Below are 18,557 nucleotides of genomic sequence, written 5' to 3'. Positions count from 1 at the left end.
ACTTTAAACGCATTATTCCGGATGTAACACCACAAAACCGTACCCATTCCCAGTTCGTGGGCGCGATGGAAGGCTTGTGCGATTTCGACGATTTGACGACCCGACTCATTGGAACCGAAATAGATTGTCGCTCCTACCGCAACAGCGCCCATATTCCACGCTTCTTCAACTGTACCGAAAAGGATTTGATCGGCTTTGTTCGGGTACGTGAGCAATTCGTTGTGATTGATTTTCACGATGAACGGAATCTTGTGCGCATACTTCCTCGCAACCGAACCTAACACCCCGTAGGTTGAGGCGACAGCATTGCAACCCCCTTCGATCGCAAGTTTGACGATATTCTGGGCATCGAAGTAGATTGGATTCGGTGCAAAAGACGCACCCGCCGAATGCTCGATCCCTTGGTCGACCGGTAAAATCGAAAGATAACCGGTTCCACCTAAGCGACCATGATCGAAAATTTGCTGGAGGCTGCGCAACACTTGGGGATTTCGATCTGAATAAACCAGTGTACGGTCGAGGAAATCAGCGCCGGGCAGCGAGAGCATCGCTTTCGGAATCGTCTTGCATTCATGGTTGAGCAGTGCATGGTCGGTTTCCGGAAGTTGCTCAAGAATTTGATAGAGATTGATCATGAATGTACTCCTTTTGTGTATTGCATAATGTAATAGAAATCTCACAGAATTCAAGAGTTTCAGTAAATTTTTCGAATTCCGGTCAATCAAATCACCCTATCCCGCCCCTGCCTTTCTTTCGTTCGACTTTGAGGTCTTGGAGGTCGGCACTCTTGACATTGATGCGCAAGTAGAATCCTTCGCCAATGCCCTGCGGATTCCACGTCAACATCGCTTCCCAACAGTGTAAATCCTTGCGGGTCGAGATGGTTCCCACCAATACCTTGCGGGTGATTAAATCGATAGTAGCTCCGTACCCAATATTCCAAGTCGGCGTCAACGACAGGTTAATCGTATTCACCAGACGTGCTTCTTTCAGATGGGTCAAGGGATCCGGCACATTGTAGGATAAAATCAACGATGTCGAGCCTTCCCATTTTGATTGCGGCGGCGCGACCTGCGGACGGTCAGAACTTCCTGTCACCAAACCACCACTCAGATATGGGTCGTTTTGTTGGGCGAGTACATCGTCCGGGATTCCCAACACCCCTTCGTTGGCAAGGCGTTCCACTGCAGCAGCAGAGTCTTCCTTGGTTTCTTCGACCTGAGGTTGCGGCTTTTGCCATCGCAGAGAAATGTTGGCATTGCCATAAACATAACGGAGGAGTTTGGGAAACGACTCGGCGCGCTCCCAATAAAATTTATCAATGACGGTTCCAATTTTCCGAGATGGGTCACTGTAATGGTACTGATAAAAACTGTGCTGGGTGGACAGATCGAAGCTGACCGATGAGATGAGTCCTTTGCCACTGCTGTAAGGACTCGCCCGACCACTCATCGTAAGATTCGACCACTTCAAACTATCGGCGGCAAAGTTGTATGCAGTCGACAAATCCCACGTAAACAAGTCGATCTTCTTGGATTCTTCGCCTTCCTCATATTTCCCTTGAAAGAGATTGTTGACGCTGAAACCGGCAGATAGGGTCTTACCCCGAGGTGTCGAACCCGCCGTTGTTCCAGCCCACGGATCGAAGTATTGGGTACGGTAATATCCGGTACCAAACTGCAGGTCTTGTCCGGTTACCGGATCCTGAAAACGTTTTACATACCCGAATTTCCGGTCGGTGAAATCAGGGGTATAACTGAACGAAAGATTCGGGGTAACGACATGACGGACACCCGATAACCCAAAAGCCCCTTTGGGATCCATCATTCCATAAAACTTGGTGCCGATTCCAGTACTCAACGAAAAAGTCGTGCGCGTGAAGAAACCGCGATCCTGTTCACTGTCGATATAAAGTTGCTGCACGGAATCAACTTGCGAACTATCGTTCAGCGAGAATTTAGTGACACGCGGCGCCCAGTCGTGGGTTACTCGAAATCCGGTGTTGGTGTTGAAATGCTTAAATACTTTCTTTGGCGCTGACATGTTAAATGTATGTTGTGCGCCTTGGTTTACAGTTATTTCCAAGTATTTGGTGGAATCGGATCGTTCGCGATTGACACCAAATTCCCGATTGGAAACCGCCAAATTGTACCCATAGGTGACTGTTTCTAAAAAGGGCGTTTCGTCACTGGGCGATTTGATTTGTTCCGGTGTTGAACCCTCACCAACGCGGGGCGGTCCGCCAAAGCTGGTGACCACATTCTTTTTCGTTTTATTGAGCAACGGGCCATCGTTCCACCGGAAATTGAATTGGGGATAGGTGATGTTATAGTCGCTATTGTTGAGGTTTTTTACTCCAGCTAAGTTCGCCGAAATCGAGGCACGGGTATCTGGCCAATTTTTGTAGTAAGAAATATTCGAGCGTGCTTCTGCGGTTAACCGTTCGTCCAGATTGTTCGAGAAGTCCTTGTAATAGGTTGCATCGCTTACGTAATTCACATCGGCACGTATCCGTTGCGTCGGATCGATGTCGTGCGAATGCCCCCAACTCCCCACCCAACGCTGTGTTCGGGATTCATCCTTGTGTTGGTTGATGAAACTACCGTTTAGGTAGCCGTTAAGTTTGTATCGTACCGCATAATTGTTGTTCAAATTCCAGACGGTGCCATACTTCTCATAGAAATCGAACGTCGTTTTCGTATCCCAGTAATCGTTCGGTGCCCAATAGTAACCGAGGTGTTTGAAGTAACGTCCTTCGTTGGTCGATTCGCCGTAACTGGGCACGACTAATCCGCTGTGGCGTCCCGGCTTGAGCGAGAATATTCCGTAGGGTACGATCATCGTCGGAATGTCACCGAAGTATAGCATGACCGGCTGTGCGATGAGTTTATCGCGATACAAAATCTTCATTCGTTTGCTGTGAAAATGGTAATGCGGTTCGTCGGAATCACAGGTTGTAAAATCACCATCTTTCACAAACAGCACTTGTTCTTCAACCCGCTTCATCACACTGCCGCGATACCGTCCTTGCTCAATCGCGGTTTTTCCTACAAACACCCGGCCTTTTTTCGTCTCCAGATTGAGTTCCATTTTATAACCGCGGAGACTATCGCCGTTACCACTGGAGCGGTCGAGAAAGAGTGGTGTTTCGACAAATATTATCGTATCGACTTGGGTCATCGTAGTAACCATCCAGAGCGTATCAGGACGCCCTTCGGCAAATACCATGTTGCGATCCCAATCAACGATAATCTTGTGCGCCGTTAAATCCATCCCTTTATGAAAAACGTGCGCTTTTCCGATGAGTTCGGTCACCTTGCTCTTAGCATGGAGGCGAATATTATCGGCGGTATAATTGACAACCGTATCCAATTCGGATTTCTTTTGCAATGAATCGGTTTTGAGAGAATCGAGCTTCAACGTATCGACTAAAAGAGTATCGAGAATTACCGGTTTTGTTTTATTCGTATCGACCGGCGCCGGGGCTACGAGCTGAGGTACATCCGCCGCGAAGGCAAGGGATGTGAAACAAATCAGAAGAAAGAAGATTGTAACCAGTGGTCGATTCATGTTTGTAATATTCGTGCGTTTGCTATTCGCCAGCTACTTTTCATCAGGATAACGTTCCGGCCAAAGATACTTTAAATGTTCCGCGATTTTACTCTCATTGCCAATTTGCTTCGGATGGTAAAACACTTTGTCCGCAACTTCACCCGGTAAATGTTGTTGCCCGGAAAAACCGCCATGGTCGTGATCGTATTTATATCCTTCGGAATAACCCATTTGCTTCATCAACTTGGTCGGAGCATTCCGCATGTGCAGTGGTACGGGGACATCACCGGATTCTTGGATTTCCGCCATCGCAGCGCTTATCGCCATATAGGATGCATTCGATTTCGGACAAGTAGCAAGATACACCGCCGCTTGCGATAAAATGATACGCGCTTCTGGCATCCCGATTTGATGTACTGTCTGAAAAGCGGCGTTTGCCACTAATAACGCCAATGGTTGTGCATTTCCAATATCTTCGCTGGCTAAGATAATCATCCGCCGGGCTATGAATAGCGGGTCTTCGCCGCCTTGCAACATCCGGGCAAGGTAATAAACTGCGGCATCGGGGTCACTTCCCCGCATCGATTTGATGAATGCACTTATGATATCGAAATGCTGTTCACCGCCTTTATCGTACTTCGCCGACCGCTCCAGCGCCGCCTGTGCAACGACCTCTTTGGTGACGGTAAATGGGGATCCTTCCGTCGCACCGGTAGCCGCCAATTCGACAGCCAATTCGACGGTGTTCAACAATACCCGCGCATCACCGCCGGATAATTCGATTAAGGCTGCTTTTGCATCCTCCTCGAAACTCGATTGTAATTGAGCGAGTTTCTCATCTTCCCGCAGCGCCCGATCAAGCAAAATAGTCAAATCTTCAGCAACAAGTGGAAAGAATCGGAGTACCCGGCAGCGCGAAAGCAACGCTCCAATAACCTCAAACGAGGGGTTTTCGGTAGTCGCCCCAATCAGAATGACCGATCCCTCTTCCACTGCTGGAAGCAATGCGTCTTGCTGGGCTTTGTTGAACCGGTGAATTTCATCGAGGAAGAAGACCAGCCCTTTTCCGATTTTCGCCAATTGCCGCCCACGTTCGATCACAGTGCGGACATCGGCTAAACCGACTTGCACTGCCGACATTTGGTGAAATTCCCGGTCGAATTCGGTTGCTAACAGCCGGGCTAACGTCGTTTTCCCGATGCCCGGTTCGCCCCAGAAGATAAACGACATCGGCTTTCCCCGTTCGATGAGCTTGCGGAGAACGGAAGCGGGACCTATCAAATGACGTTGACCGACAAATTGATCGAGCGTACGCGGTCGCATTCGCTCTGCGAGGGGTGCGTCGGCGGCATTCCCACCTTCTAAGGGGGAAATTATCGGGACCATTTCGGGGAAGAGATCGCTCATTGTGTATGAATTTACGGTATTGCAGCTATCCGGCAAAACATCTCCCGGCTTTGGCGAACCGTACGCGAAACACTACTTTACCCATAATGAAACCAATCACATTTGTTATCCTGTTACTCGTGTGTGCAAGTAGCCTCTTTGCGCAATCGGTCGTAGGCGGGCGGATTGTCGCCATGGGTGGATATGGCGCAGCGTTGTCGTGGGATCCGGCAGCGATATATGCAAATCCGGCAACCGCCAATAGCGACGGCTCTATGCAACTTGAGTTTTTTGCTACCGACACCACAGCGACATTCCCGGAATCGTGGGGGATTGTCGTTCGTCGTCCAAGTGACAGCGAAGCGATGTCCGCAGGGCTGATGTACATGCGTCGGATGATTAAACCCGACACTTCGGAAATCCGTTCCAGTCAAATCCTCTTTGCATTAACCGACAAACTATACGGGTTACCAATCGGCGGCGCCGCAAAAGTTGTCTGGGAACAGCGATATCCAGGAGGGAAATGGGTTTCCGGTCTCGGATTGGATTTCGGGTTTCTCTTTAGTCTCGGGAGCATCCGACTTGGCGGTGCAGCAAAAAATGTGGTGGGGATGAAAACCCTCAGTGAAACGGGAAGATATGAGGTCGGAGCCGCTTACAAAATCTCAACGTTGCTACTAACCTCCGGCGCGGCAAGCCGAAACCTATATACGGCAGCAATGGTTGATCAAATGAAGAAAAACTGGGGGTATGGGTTGGATTGGTCGGTCTCGGATCATGCCTCTGCCCGGATCGGAAGGTATATGCAAGGGGGTCGACACGGGGAAAGCTATGGCGCGGCATTAGCAACCAGTGACAACGGTATCATTGTGGGATATGCCGTACGTCGGTTCAAAGACACACCTGACAATTGGACTCATTGGTTGACCTATACCTATACTGCAACGGGAATCAATTAGTGCTGTTTACACGAATCACATTCGCTGAATGAAATGTACATTGCACACATTAAAATCGATGGGTTTGGTAAATTAACCGGGGAATGGGATTTATCCACACCCGGCTTAACGCTTGTAGTCGACCGGAACGAAGCAGGGAAATCGACACTGGCAAATGCAATTCTGTTCGGACTGTATGGTATTCCCGATGCAAAAAGTAACAAAGAGATTGCCCAACGGGTGCGATTGTACCAACCGTGGAGCGAAACCCCGTTCCGTATTGCCCTCGATGTAACTATACAAGGAAGACGATTGCGGGTTCGTCGCGACTTCCAGAAGAAACCCCGCCACCCTGCAATCCTTGATTTAGAAACCCTCCGCGACGTTACCCAAGAATTTTACCCCGGTTCCCATGACGAAACCGGCAAACGGTTAACCGGGTTGACACTTAGTGATGCCCTCAAAACAATCTTTCTTTCGCAAACTGAGTTACGACTCGACCGTGAACCGCGCACCACCTTAACTGAAGCTATCCAGCGGATTGCCGACACTAACACCAGCGAATCGACAACCGAACGGGCATTACAGGCGATTCAATCAGCGTTGCGATTCTACCCCTTCCCGCTACTCTCTGGTAGTGCAAAAATCGAATACGAATTGAGTGAATTGGAACGTGAGATCGAGCGAACGAGTAAAGAGTACCAACTCTTACAATCCGAATACGAAGCAGTCGCTCAGACCGTCAGCCGGTTCGAGGAAATCGAAATTCGCCTACCGGAATTGGAACGGATTGCAGCGACTGCGCAACAGCAGCGTGACATCGAAGAATGGGATCAGACAAGCGCTCGTCTCAAAGCCGATAATGAAGTATCCGAGCAACTCGATACTACTCGAAAGCAACTCGAAGAATTAAAACCGTACGAGGTGGTCGCAACAATTTACGAAGAGTCGCTCCAAAAAACCTACGGTGTATACGAGAATGCCCGGAAGCAATTCAGTGAGCAAACCGAACCGCGGTTATGGGCGCTACGAAAACAAGCGGAAACGACGCGAGCACGCCTTACCGAAATCGGAGCGACGGTGCCGATTTCTACGGATACCATCAGTGAATTTCAACGGATTCGTAAGAATTGGAGCGATGCGGCAACGAAATGGAAACAGGCAGAAACCGCACTGCGAGAAGCTGAAAGTTCACTTGCCAAGATGGGGATCGAGCCAACCACCTATCGTTCAATGGAGTCGAAATGGCAACAGTTACTACCTCAGGATGAGACGCTCATTTTGACAATGCCTCAGCATATCTCCTATTACACCGACGCGAAACGGACGACCCATAGCGACAATAAGGCATTGGATGAGGAATTACTGCAAGCCAACGTCCTGCGAGACAAGCACCACAAATCCGGTAACCGGCTTCAATTGGTTTCTGTCATTGGTGGAACGATTGGACTCCTGAGTCTCTTTTTACTGAGTGATATTGCCCGAATCTCTGTGGTGTCGATTGCCTTTGCAATAGCCCTAACTACCGCGTTTTATAGTAAGCGTGAGAAACAATCGGCGCAGCGTTCCTATGAGGAAAATTCCAGTAGAATCGAGCAAAAGCGAAAAGAACTCACGGAAAAACTGGTTCCCTTAGAAGAGCTGTATCAGGAGTTATCGAAACGTATTGGTGAAATCGGCAAGATTCTCGAGATCTACGGTAACAAGGATATTTTAGAGGCATTGCAGAAACGTCATGCCGGGAAAACGGCGTATCATCGATGGGAATCCTGTCTTCGAGAAGTCGAACGATACCTGGAAGGGATGAATGAAAATATCCGGGAACTGGTGCGAATCGCAGCCGAGTTGCAGACGCCGATTGATCCGAATTCAGTAAGCGAGGTTTTACTCGAATCCCGGGTAGAAAAATGGAAAGAAATTGCCCGGCGACAAAATGAAGAACGGGAAGCTGCACGGGTTGTCGTCGAAGCGGAACAATTGTGCGCCACTAAATCAGCGGAAATCGACGATCTCACACACCAACTCAACAATATGGCCGCCTCCGCCGGAGCCCCCAACGCTTTACCATTAACGGAGCGGTTGGAGTGGCTAAAACATGCGTTCGCAAAGAAACGAGAGCTGGAGCGGTTACGACAGGAAACGATTCCGTCGCTCGAGAACCGTTTGTTACCAGTCGCCGAACGAACACGATTTGAGTCGCTGGCAAAGAGCTTGCAAAGCAAATTAAATTTGAACGCACTATCTCCGTTACCGCCGGAGTACAGCGGAAAAGATGCGCACACTATCGTATCGGAGGCATATCGGGAGCGAGACGAGTTGATGCAGGAGCGCACCGATTTATCGCATCGAGTTCAAACAATCCAATCGAAATGGGAAAGCGCTGGTAAACTGCAACAACGGATCGGTGAATTAACAGCGGCCCGGGATCGCACTACCGCTTTTCGCGATGCGGCGGCGATTGCCATAACAGAATTAACCTCGATATCGACGAAGTTACATGCCACTTGGGCTATTGCATTAAACCAATCGGCATCGCTATTAGGTGAAGCGTTTGGTGGTTCGATTTCCCGGATCGATTTTGCCCCAGATTTGTCGTTCTCAGTAATTCTCAAAAATGGTCGACGATTAGAGGAAAACGAATTGTCGGCACTCTCCACCGGAACCCGGGAACAACTCTATTTGGCGGTCCGGTTTGCGATTGCCGATTATTTGGGCGGCAACGAACCGCTTCCGATACTACTGGATGAACCGTTTGCCCACTGCGACGACATTCGTTTCGTTTCCGGCATGGAACTCTTGCAGAAGGCGGCTCGGGAACGGCAAATTATCCTGTTCACCTGTCATGAACAACGCCATGCAGTTTGGCAGCGTACCCAACCGGAACCGGTACGAATTGTTACTTTAACGGATTAAAATTGCACCCCATTGGGAAGGCTTATGAAAACGAAAGAAATCGTGTTACCGGATATTCCGGCTACTGTAACCCCGGGAACGATTCGGGTCTTGCAAAGTTCTGATTGGCATATCGGCGCCGAACCATCGATGTTGACCGATACCCGCGCACAGAGCCGTCGTGAGGAGTTGTTGCGGTACGTTGATGAACTCCCGAAAATTGCCCGGAAGTTTCGTGTCGACGTTGTTTTGCTACCTGGTGATCTCTTTCAAAATGAAGATGTTTCGCTCAAGGATGTCGATCACGCCATCGCAGCATTGAATGCGTTTGCCCCGATTCCGGTGGTAATTGCGGCAGGCAATCACGATCCGTTTTATCTGCTTTCGCATTACAACAAACAGTTAACGGCAAAGCGGTCGAATAGTACCAGTGTCTATGGCGATCATATTTATATCGCAAGTGGAGAATGGCAACGCTTCGAGTTTTACGAGTTCGCCGTTACTGCGCGCTCGTTTGTTTCGCAAGCGAAGAAAACCGAGCCAGCCTTGACCGGAGTACCACGGCGTGGAGATTCGCCAATCGAATTGCTTTGCATCCATGGCAGTTTGGGCACCCTGCCTGAAGGACAGGACACGGTAGCGCCGATGACAGAAGGCGAACTCTTTAAACTGCAGTACGATTACACCGCAATGGGTCATTTTCATCGTCAAAGTAAACATTTACGTGGCGACAAAATTGCCGCCGGTTATTCGGGCAGTCTCGCAGTCTTGCGAAAAAACAGCGGTGAAACCGGCGTTACTATTCTCGATGTGGAACCGGGTGGGGTCGCTCCCGAACGCTGTTGGCAGTTTTCGCTCGACCGCTGCCGGGTCATGAAAATCGTTGTCGAAGTGAATTCCGATACTTCCGATTTGATGAATATGATCAAAGAGAGCTTCGCGACTGCAGGCGTTACCTCCGACGATTACGTCCGCTTGACAATTACCGGACGAGCTCCATTAGGGAGATTCCAAGCACCACGATTAGAAGATGTCGCCGAATTGTGTTTCGGTCTCGATGTAGATAATCAAGTACAACCGGATTGGGATTTTGACGCGCTAATGCAGGGGAGTACAACCGAAGCGGTGTTTGTCAAGAATTTACGAGACCGTATTCGCGATGCGGAACAGCGGGGCGATGCCGCAGCGGTAAAGTTGCTTTCGGATGCGTTGGATATTGGACTACAAGCCCTCAAACGCAATAAAATCGAGTATTTGCCAAAGTGAACGATTGACATATCGGTGTGTAGGCGTCATTCGTTTATAGTCTTTGCTTAGACCACCATCGAGATTGGTTCCATTACTGCTTACATCGAAGCAAATTGTCGCAGAACAAAAAAGTATGCTAAAGCAGAAAGTGAGGAAATGTGACGGAGAAGAGCAAAGATACAGCAAATTGGCTGCAACGGACTTTGATGAGCGGTTTGCTGGTCGTAACACCGGTCGCAGTTACGATTTGGCTGCTATTAAAACTGTTACAATTCCTCGATGGGCTGCTTGCCGAGCCAGTGCGGTGGGCGCTTATTCACTTCGGGGTAGAAATCCCTCCCGATCAACTGCTCTACGGACCTGGTTTAATTGCTTTGTTTCTTGTTCTCCTCTTGATTGGTTGGGTTGCCCGGTTTTACATCGGAAAGAAGTTTTTCTCCCAAACCAACGAATGGTTTGAAAAGCTTCCTATAATCCGCACGATTTATTCTACAATACAACCCTTGTCACGCGCGGTTTTCGGCGGTCAGGAGCAATTCTTTCGTGAAGTGGTGTGGGCGCCTTATGAAGGGGGTTACACTATTGGTTTCGTAATTGGGGAATCTACCTACAAGTTTCCCGGCTTTGAAAACAAACAGATGACATCGGTGTATGTTCCCTTCGCTCCGCCAACCACTGGACTGTTAATGTATTATGCGCGCGATGTACTGATACCGGCACAAATGAGTGTGGAAGAGGGATTGAAACTGCTCTTTAGTTTTGGTGTCGTTCAATCAAAAGGCGATGATTCATAACCTACGGAAATGGACACGCATCAACCGGCTCATCGTCTCCCTTGCCCTCGGCTGGTGTGGAACTGTTGAGGCGCAGGCTCCGATTGACTTTTCGCAGGATTCGGTTGGATTTGGTTATCGCGAAGCGGTCAACGAGCGATCGGGATTATTTGGACTTCACCGGCAATTTTTTGCTCCCCGCGAAACTGGAATGCTCGATATTCAATCGAGCGTTTTAAGTCGTACCGTAAGCGGATTTGAACCTCATTTCAAAGAAAACCTAAAACTAAATTTCCGTTACGACTGGCAAGTAAGCGATAACTGGAGCATTACGGGTTTGACCGATGCCGAGGGATTTCGCGACCGCCAAATCGGTAAACCAGCCGAGTTAGGTACTGCAGGTATCATAACTCGGGATTACTCAATTCGACCAACCAACCAAATGGTAACCGGTCAGGAACTTATTCAAGAGCGGGGACGTCTCCTTGGCGGCGTAACACACAGCAACAAAACCATCGTTACCAATGCAAACATCGGTATCGCATACGATGAAGATCAGGGCGATGCCGGATTTGGTCCAGCAACTGAATGGCGCTTTCTAATCGATTCGGTGCAGTGGTCAGACTGGCGCATCCAAGCAACCACTGACTACCGTCACGCTTGGTTAAGTCCCCGTGAGGATGCATTAGGCAATCTCGGTTTTCTTATAAACCGGTTTTATGCGAGCGATGAAACAGAATTATTATGGGAGGGGAGAGTACAACGAATCCTGCGCGATATTCCCGGCGACGCTTCGTATCGCAGAAACGAATGGCAGGGCAATAGTCGAATTGGCGTGCGGTTTCCCGCAAAAAACGGGGAATGGCGATTGACTGCCGATATCGATGGCGCTCGGGTTCGTCAAGGGGAGACATTACCTTCTTTCTCACACCTGCGTGACGAAAATCAGATTGCTTGGAGCTTTCGCAAAAACGCTGCCGAAACTAACATTGCCTACCGGTTCGGTTACCAATCATCCCGCAGTGGACAATTGGTTCAATACGACCGAAGCGAGGGATTTGACATTTTCGGCGGGGTGGGAAATGCCTCGTTCGATAGTTTGACAATTTTGTTACAAGCAAATGCTACCCGTACTGATACCCCCGATTCACTCGACTACAATGACCGCGACGAGTATCGTTGGCGCATTGTTACTGCTGCAAAAAAAATGGTGGCGTCGGGAGTACGCTGGTCCGGCGATGTATCGGTATTAAACCTCAATAACAAGTATTTGTCGAAGTATCAATCTTCCACAAACCGCGCCACTCGTACCTATCAAATCGGTTCGGACATAAGCCAGACTTGGTTTGCAAACACGCATAAGTTTCGAACCGAAGTTGCGGCAACCTATGTCCTGTACGATTTCAAGTTGGTGAATCAACCGTTACGCGACGTGCTCTCGCGGAGGTTAACGTTCGTCGATTCGCTCTCACTTTTTATCGGGATTGGAGTATTACTCTGGCACTTGCGGGCAGATTTCGAGGATCGCGGTTACTTCAATCGCGAACGTTACGAACAATCGGTATCGGAAGAAATTCATACGTTTGTCGGAAGTATGCGGTACCGGTTTCCGATTCATCATACGATTATCGAATCCGGTATCACTGCCTATCGGCGGTCACCGTTTCGCTTTGAACAGCGCGCTGGAGGATCGACCCGCATCGCCGAAACCGATGTCGCCGGGATCGGGCCGATTGCTGCCATCGAACGGATTCCCGGTAACGGTTGGCGCTGTTATGGCAAAGCTTCCATGCTGTATGTCAGCCGCTCGCCACGTGGCAAGTATATGCAGAACGATGTCTCTATTGTGTTAGCAAGATATTGGTAAAGAAAAGGGCGCTTCGCAGCGCCCTCGTAGACTATTTCATTTCCTTGATGATGTTCTTACCACTGGGATCGAATTCGATGTAGGTGTACTTCCCATAATGCGGCGCTTTCCGAATTAAAAAAGCAACTCCTTTTTCGTCAGAAGCAGTGAAACAACCGATTAATCTGCCCTCGGAAGTACCGCGAACATACGCAGCCGAGTTCCCGGCGGCAGGCGCTCGAGACGATTCCGGAATGTTCATTCCGAGAATGACATAGGGTTGTTTCCCATCATCATCCGGTCGCTTTTCAATCCATCGTAACGTCGTATCAAACATTGCCTCGGCTAATTTCCGGAATGCAGAATCGAGTGATGCATTACCAGTTGATGGTTGGATACAAAGCACTCGATTCGCCCCATACAAATCTGAAAGCGATGGGGGAATTTCGCCGGGCAGTGGTTGCCGCCAAACATTAAATTCTGGATCGGCGGAGGTCACTACCGGAGCGCCAGTTTTATCCAGCCATTCGCTAAAAAATGCTTTCAGATCCCGGTTACTGGTTTGGGCAAAACATTGCTCCATTTCCTGCCATCCGGCGTAACGGTACTTGTTCTGGTTAAAGAATAATTGGAGACCGCTTAGAAACGCATCTTTCCCGATTTCCCGCTCTAACGAATGGAAGAGAAAAGCGCATTTTCCGTAACCGACAGCACGGGTTGCGCCACTGGAGCGCGAAGTGAAATTCCGCAAGGCAAAATCGTTGCCATCGTTCACGTAACTGGCAAAATCCTTGATCAATCCCCGGCGATATTCAGCGGCATCCTTTTCGCTTTTGTCGGCTTTGTAAGCCCAGTCGGCCCCGTAAGTGGTCAATCCTTCACACCAATTTCCGCCGTTACTCGGGACATACACGCCGTTTCCCCACCAATTGTGCAACACTTCATGCCCAAGCGATGTCGAGACGATAAAGGGAAGTGCGATGACCTCCGAACCGAGAAATGTAAAACCCGGTAACCCATACCCGGCGGGGAAGAACGCCTCCACCACCGAAAACGACGGCCAAGGATAAGTACCGAATTGATTCGAGTAACGAGCAAGATACTTTTTCACTGCGCTGAGATACGTTGCCGATAACGAATCGCGGGCAGGTGAGAAACAGGTTTCCACAACGATACCAAGGGTGTCGGTCTGACGGACAACAAATTCACCCGCAGCGACTGTTAATGCATCGATTTGCCATGGGCCGCCGAACGACCATTGGACATACTTCTCAGAAGCAAGCCCCATTTTCTTCCGGAGACCGGTTGTAACCGGAGTCCAACCCGGTGGGGTCGTTATCGTTACAGTAAACTCTTGAATACTTTCCGGGGTATATGGATAATACAACGCTGATGTAGAGAGAAAGACTCCAGTCTTGCTTATCACACCATTGGGTACATCGGCTACCTGTTCCCGCGAAAACAGCGTATTGGAGGAAGAGTCGTTGAAAGTGCCGCGCCATGTTACCACAACTGTCTGGTCGCCTTCGACCCGAAACAGCTGGGCATCTTCGAGCCATTGCTTCTCATCGTCGGATTCCGGCTTCATTTTCTCCAAAGCCGGCACAACCGGCAACGGGACAAGCTTCTTTCCGACTATTTGATTCGCAAAGACCTCGCAGCTTTTCGACAGCAGAAAATCGACACTTCCTTCTTTAACACGAATCGTATCGATTCCAACCAAGATGTGAGTGTCGGTATGCAATGTTAAATGCATCGAATGAGCAACAACCGGAGGATTGGGCGTTGCCGCGCAAACGATTCCTCCGATAGCGAGGAGAAGTATTCCTAAAGCTCGAATCATCGGGTTTTCCTTTTCTCGCGAATGACTTCAATGATTGCCGGCAGAACCGATAGTAAAATAATCGCAATGATTACAAACGATAGGTTATTTTTGATGAATGGGATGTTTCCGAAGAAGAAGCCGGCAAACACCAGCGAGCCAATCCATATCAATCCCCCCACCAGATCGAAACTGAGAAATTTCCAATACGACATTTTCCCCACCCCAGCAATGAACGGGGTAAAAGTTCGAACGATGGGAACAAACCGGGCGATGATAATTGTTTTCACACCATACTTCTCGAAAAATTTATGGGTTTTGTCAAGATACTCTTTTCGAAATATTTTGCTGTTGGTTTTTGAAAAGACTTTTGGTCCGAGATAGTTTCCAATCGCATAATTGGTATTATCACCAAGCACTGCTGCGGCAAACAATAAACCGAAAAGCAGAAATACATCGAATGAACCGGCGGCGGCAAGCGCACCCGCAACGAACAACAATGAATCGCCCGGTAGAAAAGGTGTCACAACCAATCCGGTTTCACAGAAGATGACGAGAAATAGAATGGCATAAGTCCAAGTTCCATACTCGGAAATGATTTCCACTAAGTGTTTGTCGAGATGTAACACAAAATCGATGAGAAACGATACAACTTCCAACGGTTACTCCATATTGCTATATAACTCAATGAGTAATAATGATTTTCATTAGCATTCCAAAGGATTACTAATATGCAGCAGTTAACCACGCCCGAAATGCTGGTTCGGAGAATCCATCTTCGGGATTAAAGCCAAGATCGAAACGTAATACATTGACATAGGGTAACGAAAACGAAACTGCAGCGCCATATCCGTTCAAGAGTCGGCGCGATTGTAACGGAGCATTCTTTTCCCACGATTGCCCTATCTCCTGAAAGAGTGAAACCGACGCGCCATACTTCCAGTTCCGGGTATGCTTCGCCAACCACTTGGGAGCCGTCCGCCAAGTGTAATAATGAATCGGCAGTACATTCCAACGAAGATCCATACCCCCCTTAGCAATAAATCCCCCGGGAATACTTAAATCGCGATATCCCCGCATGGGAATTGTGTTCCCTAACCGCAATCTCATGTATTCTGGATCGAGTCCATCGGATCCAATCGCGATTATCCCCGCCGATAATGTCCAACGTTTCGCCAACGGCAAGTACTGCCTGGCATCGACTCCTGTTACATAACGGTTTATCCATACATCCGCTGACCGGTTCATCTCAAACCATAAAAGGATATAGTCACCGCGATGGGGTAACTCGATCAAATCCCTTCGGTCACGCTGATACTCAAAACGAGATGTATACCAATGATCGTTTCCATTTCTCGTTATTGCATCGGATGAATCCAGAAGCCAGCGATGCCCACCGACAAATGTTCGAAGTGTGATCTCTGTGCCAAACCGTTTGAAAATACCTAATATCGTCATGAGTCGCCGACGATCTTCCACTGGCTCTCCGTCAACCTCTTCTTTCCATTCTTCGTATTGAATTTGTGCCAAGGCACCTAATCCTGGTGTTCCGCGAATCCAGGGGTCGTAAATCATTCCTTGGATACCGGTACGGCTGCCACTCCATGCAGTTGCTACTAAGAACCGGTTCCAACCACGGAAATTGTCTTGTGCATATCGAAATCCATATTCAAAATCGCCGGGATTGGGACCGACCCAATTTGCATAGGGAAGCGGGAAAATATACCACTTCTCAGTTACAGCGATTGCTAAAATCGTACTGTCGTTGCGGATGATGGGAAAACATTCGACCCGATGGAATAAATTCAAGTTCGTGATACGGAGTTCTGCTTCCACAATGTCGGCGGAATCAACCCATGAACCGGGAAGAATCATTATTTCACGGAGGATTACATCGTCTTTCGTTATGTCATTACCGACAATTTGTATTCCATCGATTCGTATTGGAGGGGTATTTATGGCTAACGCAAAACTATAGCATATAAAACAAACAAGGAGAGCTACAAACATCCGGGGAGAAATATTCATCCGAAACACTATCCAACCAATACCTTAGGTACTTCGATTAACTGTTGCTCAGTAATCATATCTTCGTCACTTTCTCGAACTTGAGTATTAAGTAACTTACGCTAATCGTGCCGACGAGTCAGGGGTGCCCGTCCGGCAGTTGCAATCGCGTCCTGCGCTAATTTCGCATAAGCTTGTAATAAGAGATTCGGTCGCGGCGAACCGCTGCCAAATCGCGCAGCTATGATTAGAACATTCAAAATCTTCGCCTTTTCGATTTCCTGCAACATTGCTTTTGAAGCAGTTTGCGGCACCTCGCGGTGATCACCAAACCGCGCTAATGGTCGATCGCATGGCGGCAGTGCATACACATAAGGAACTGCATCGGCTTTACTGAATTGGGCTTCCGTTCGTTTGCGAACTTCGTTTACTTCTTCCATTGAATAGACCGGAAACAGCAGTGCTTCAAAATGATACGCGCCCAAAACCATTTTTGCTGCAGATACCCGAGCTGGAGAACCAAACTTCGCACTTATTGGATCGGGTTGGATCATGCCCGCCTCCAAATCGCAACCCAATCAGTGGCCGTAGCTCCATCAAACGGTTGTCCCAATAGATTTGCACAGGCGCGGTCTAACGTCCACCCTGCGTTCTGGAAGATTGTATTCAGCTCTTTCGCCCGATGGGGCCACAGGTCAACACTCGACGTCTGCCACTTCCCTTTTTGCCAAAGGGCAACCGTCATCACAACCGGGTTGCCATCGATCGGTGGGTAGTCGAGCATCCGGATGTATATCGAGTCGTCGGTTTGCACCGGTTTCAACAGGCGCTCTTTCACTGTCAGCAAACGATCCCAGTTGCGGTTTTCAATAATCAGTATACCGTCTTCTTTGGCACGCTGGTAGGAGTTTTGGGCGAATGTAATCGCTTGTTGCGCCGATAGGTGTGAAAGGGTATTTCCCAAGCAGAGTTGCACCGAAAACTTCTTCCAATTCTTGGGAACCCCATCAACAATATCCCCTACTTCAAGGGGTGGATTCCATGATGATAACTTCTCTTTAGCGACTTGGATCAACTTTTCCGACAGGTCAATGCCATGCACTTTGTAACCACGCTCAAGTAATGCCGCCATGTGTCCGCCGGTTCCGCAGCCAAGGTCGAGCACCGCCCCGGCTTCGGGCTCGGGTAACCAAAGCATGAGACCAGGTAACTCACGTTGCAAACGATCCGGCCATTGGATGAGCCGGTCGTAATTCTCGTGCAACCAATTGTATAATCCGCGCGAAGGCATGTTAACTCCTGCAGTTCAAAACGAACGGTTCCGAGAACCGATGGTCGATTCTATTTATATCTAATGGGTTTGGTTACTTCGCCCCTAAGTCGTGACGCTGGAAAATTCGCAAGGCAACCAACCAGGAAACAAGACCGAAACCCAGTAAAACCAACCAATTTATTACGGTGGATTCCCGCACCAGATACAGCGAACGGGGCTCCGACCAATGCCATAACGACAATACAATATAGGGTTTCAGAGTACCAATTGTGCGGCAGATGACTTCCCAAAGTAAATTCGTTAACACAAAGGCAATTGCAACTCCCAGAGTCAATCGAAACCGTCCCCAACGGGCGGCAATAATCGCGGTAAAGCCGCCGATAGCAAATCCCCACGCCGCTTGGGCTAAGGTCATGTAAAGCAAACTCCATCCATTTACATTTTCCAAGGGTGGAAAATGCCCAATCGCCCGCGCAAAGGATGCCCCCACCGCAAGTGATAAAACTAGTAATCCACCGACTTGCCACAGTACTAATGCTGCAATCCATTGTAATCGAGTAAACGGTTTTGCAAGAATGACATCGAGCAATCCCCGCTCCTGTTCGCCGGCGAGATGGCGCACGGGTATCAGAATCGCCCATAGTAAAATTGGCACCGTAAGCAAGGGATGAGTTAGCGCGAGCGCCATCGCTCCGCCGGGATCAAGCAACATTAATGCATCGCGAGCCGCTTTTTGTTGAATCGCCGCGGGAAGAATCTTCATGATCTTGACGACTACTTCGCGCAATGCTGTTTGTGCGGACATCCAACTGAAAAGCCA

At 48.9% G+C, this 18,557-nt stretch carries 14 protein-coding genes; 5 read left to right on the top strand and 9 right to left on the bottom strand.

What is annotated here, in order from left to right; translation table 11 throughout:
* The 3 genes from OEM52_07650 to OEM52_07640 form a co-directional block, all read right to left on the bottom strand.
* On the bottom strand, positions 1 to 635 hold a 635-nt coding region (locus OEM52_07650; protein MDK9700001.1), incomplete at its 3' end, for a class I fructose-bisphosphate aldolase.
* Positions 636 to 726: 91 nt separating this feature from the next.
* On the bottom strand, positions 727 to 3,570 hold the full coding sequence (gene lptD, locus OEM52_07645) for an LPS assembly protein LptD (GenBank protein MDK9700000.1): 2,844 nt from the start codon (positions 3,568 to 3,570) through the stop codon (positions 727 to 729).
* 33 nt (positions 3,571 to 3,603) lie between these two features.
* Entirely contained in the window at positions 3,604 to 4,938 is a 1,335-nt protein-coding gene (locus OEM52_07640; protein ID MDK9699999.1) for a replication-associated recombination protein A, read from the bottom strand.
* Between the two features lie 26 nt (positions 4,939 to 4,964).
* Here OEM52_07640 and OEM52_07635 point away from each other — a divergent pair, with 26 nt between their 5' ends.
* From OEM52_07635 to OEM52_07615, 5 genes are all read left to right on the top strand, one after another.
* Positions 4,965 to 5,897 (top strand): hypothetical protein, encoded by a 933-nt coding sequence (locus tag OEM52_07635; protein MDK9699998.1) that lies wholly within the window; start codon positions 4,965 to 4,967, stop codon positions 5,895 to 5,897.
* Positions 5,898 to 5,930: 33 nt separating this feature from the next.
* A complete protein-coding gene (locus tag OEM52_07630) occupies positions 5,931 to 8,789 on the top strand; it encodes an AAA family ATPase (GenBank protein MDK9699997.1) in 2,859 nt (952 codons plus the stop codon).
* A gap of 24 nt (positions 8,790 to 8,813) precedes the next feature.
* Positions 8,814 to 10,034 (top strand): metallophosphoesterase, encoded by a 1,221-nt coding sequence (locus OEM52_07625; protein ID MDK9699996.1) that lies wholly within the window; start codon positions 8,814 to 8,816, stop codon positions 10,032 to 10,034.
* 140 nt (positions 10,035 to 10,174) lie between these two features.
* Positions 10,175 to 10,810 (top strand): DUF502 domain-containing protein, encoded by a 636-nt coding sequence (locus tag OEM52_07620; GenBank protein MDK9699995.1) that lies wholly within the window; start codon positions 10,175 to 10,177, stop codon positions 10,808 to 10,810.
* Complete coding sequence (locus OEM52_07615; protein MDK9699994.1) at positions 10,800 to 12,656, top strand: hypothetical protein; 1,857 nt, start codon at positions 10,800 to 10,802, stop codon at positions 12,654 to 12,656. Before OEM52_07620 ends, OEM52_07615 begins: the two co-directional genes overlap by 11 nt.
* 31 nt (positions 12,657 to 12,687) lie before the next feature.
* Here the strand turns inward: OEM52_07615 and OEM52_07610 are convergent, their stop codons facing one another.
* From OEM52_07610 to OEM52_07585, 6 genes are all read right to left on the bottom strand, one after another.
* Complete coding sequence (locus OEM52_07610; protein ID MDK9699993.1) at positions 12,688 to 14,478, bottom strand: M1 family aminopeptidase; 1,791 nt, start codon at positions 14,476 to 14,478, stop codon at positions 12,688 to 12,690.
* Positions 14,475 to 15,116 carry a DedA family protein gene (locus OEM52_07605; protein MDK9699992.1) on the bottom strand — a complete coding sequence of 214 codons (642 nt, stop codon included), beginning with the start codon at positions 15,114 to 15,116 and terminating at the stop codon, positions 14,475 to 14,477. Before OEM52_07605 ends, OEM52_07610 begins: the two co-directional genes overlap by 4 nt.
* Before the next feature lie 67 nt (positions 15,117 to 15,183).
* Positions 15,184 to 16,485 carry a hypothetical protein gene (locus OEM52_07600; protein MDK9699991.1) on the bottom strand — a complete coding sequence of 434 codons (1,302 nt, stop codon included), beginning with the start codon at positions 16,483 to 16,485 and terminating at the stop codon, positions 15,184 to 15,186.
* Between the two features lie 101 nt (positions 16,486 to 16,586).
* The gene (locus OEM52_07595; protein MDK9699990.1) at positions 16,587 to 17,018 is read right to left on the bottom strand and encodes a YigZ family protein; all 432 of its coding nucleotides are present in this window, start codon (positions 17,016 to 17,018) and stop codon (positions 16,587 to 16,589) included.
* Positions 17,015 to 17,755, bottom strand: coding sequence for a class I SAM-dependent methyltransferase (locus tag OEM52_07590; GenBank protein ID MDK9699989.1), 741 nt, complete (start codon positions 17,753 to 17,755; stop codon positions 17,015 to 17,017). The genes OEM52_07595 and OEM52_07590 overlap by 4 nt, the downstream gene beginning before the upstream one ends.
* Before the next feature lie 73 nt (positions 17,756 to 17,828).
* Positions 17,829 to 18,557 (bottom strand): hypothetical protein (locus OEM52_07585; GenBank protein MDK9699988.1); only part of this gene is annotated, 729 nt, incomplete at its 5' end.

This window comes from bacterium, assembly GCA_030247525.1.
Lineage (GTDB): Bacteria > Electryoneota > JAOADG01 > JAOADG01 > JAOADG01 > JAOTSC01.
Note: the sequence above shows the minus strand (reverse complement) of the source record. Positions and strands in the feature narration are given on the sequence as shown.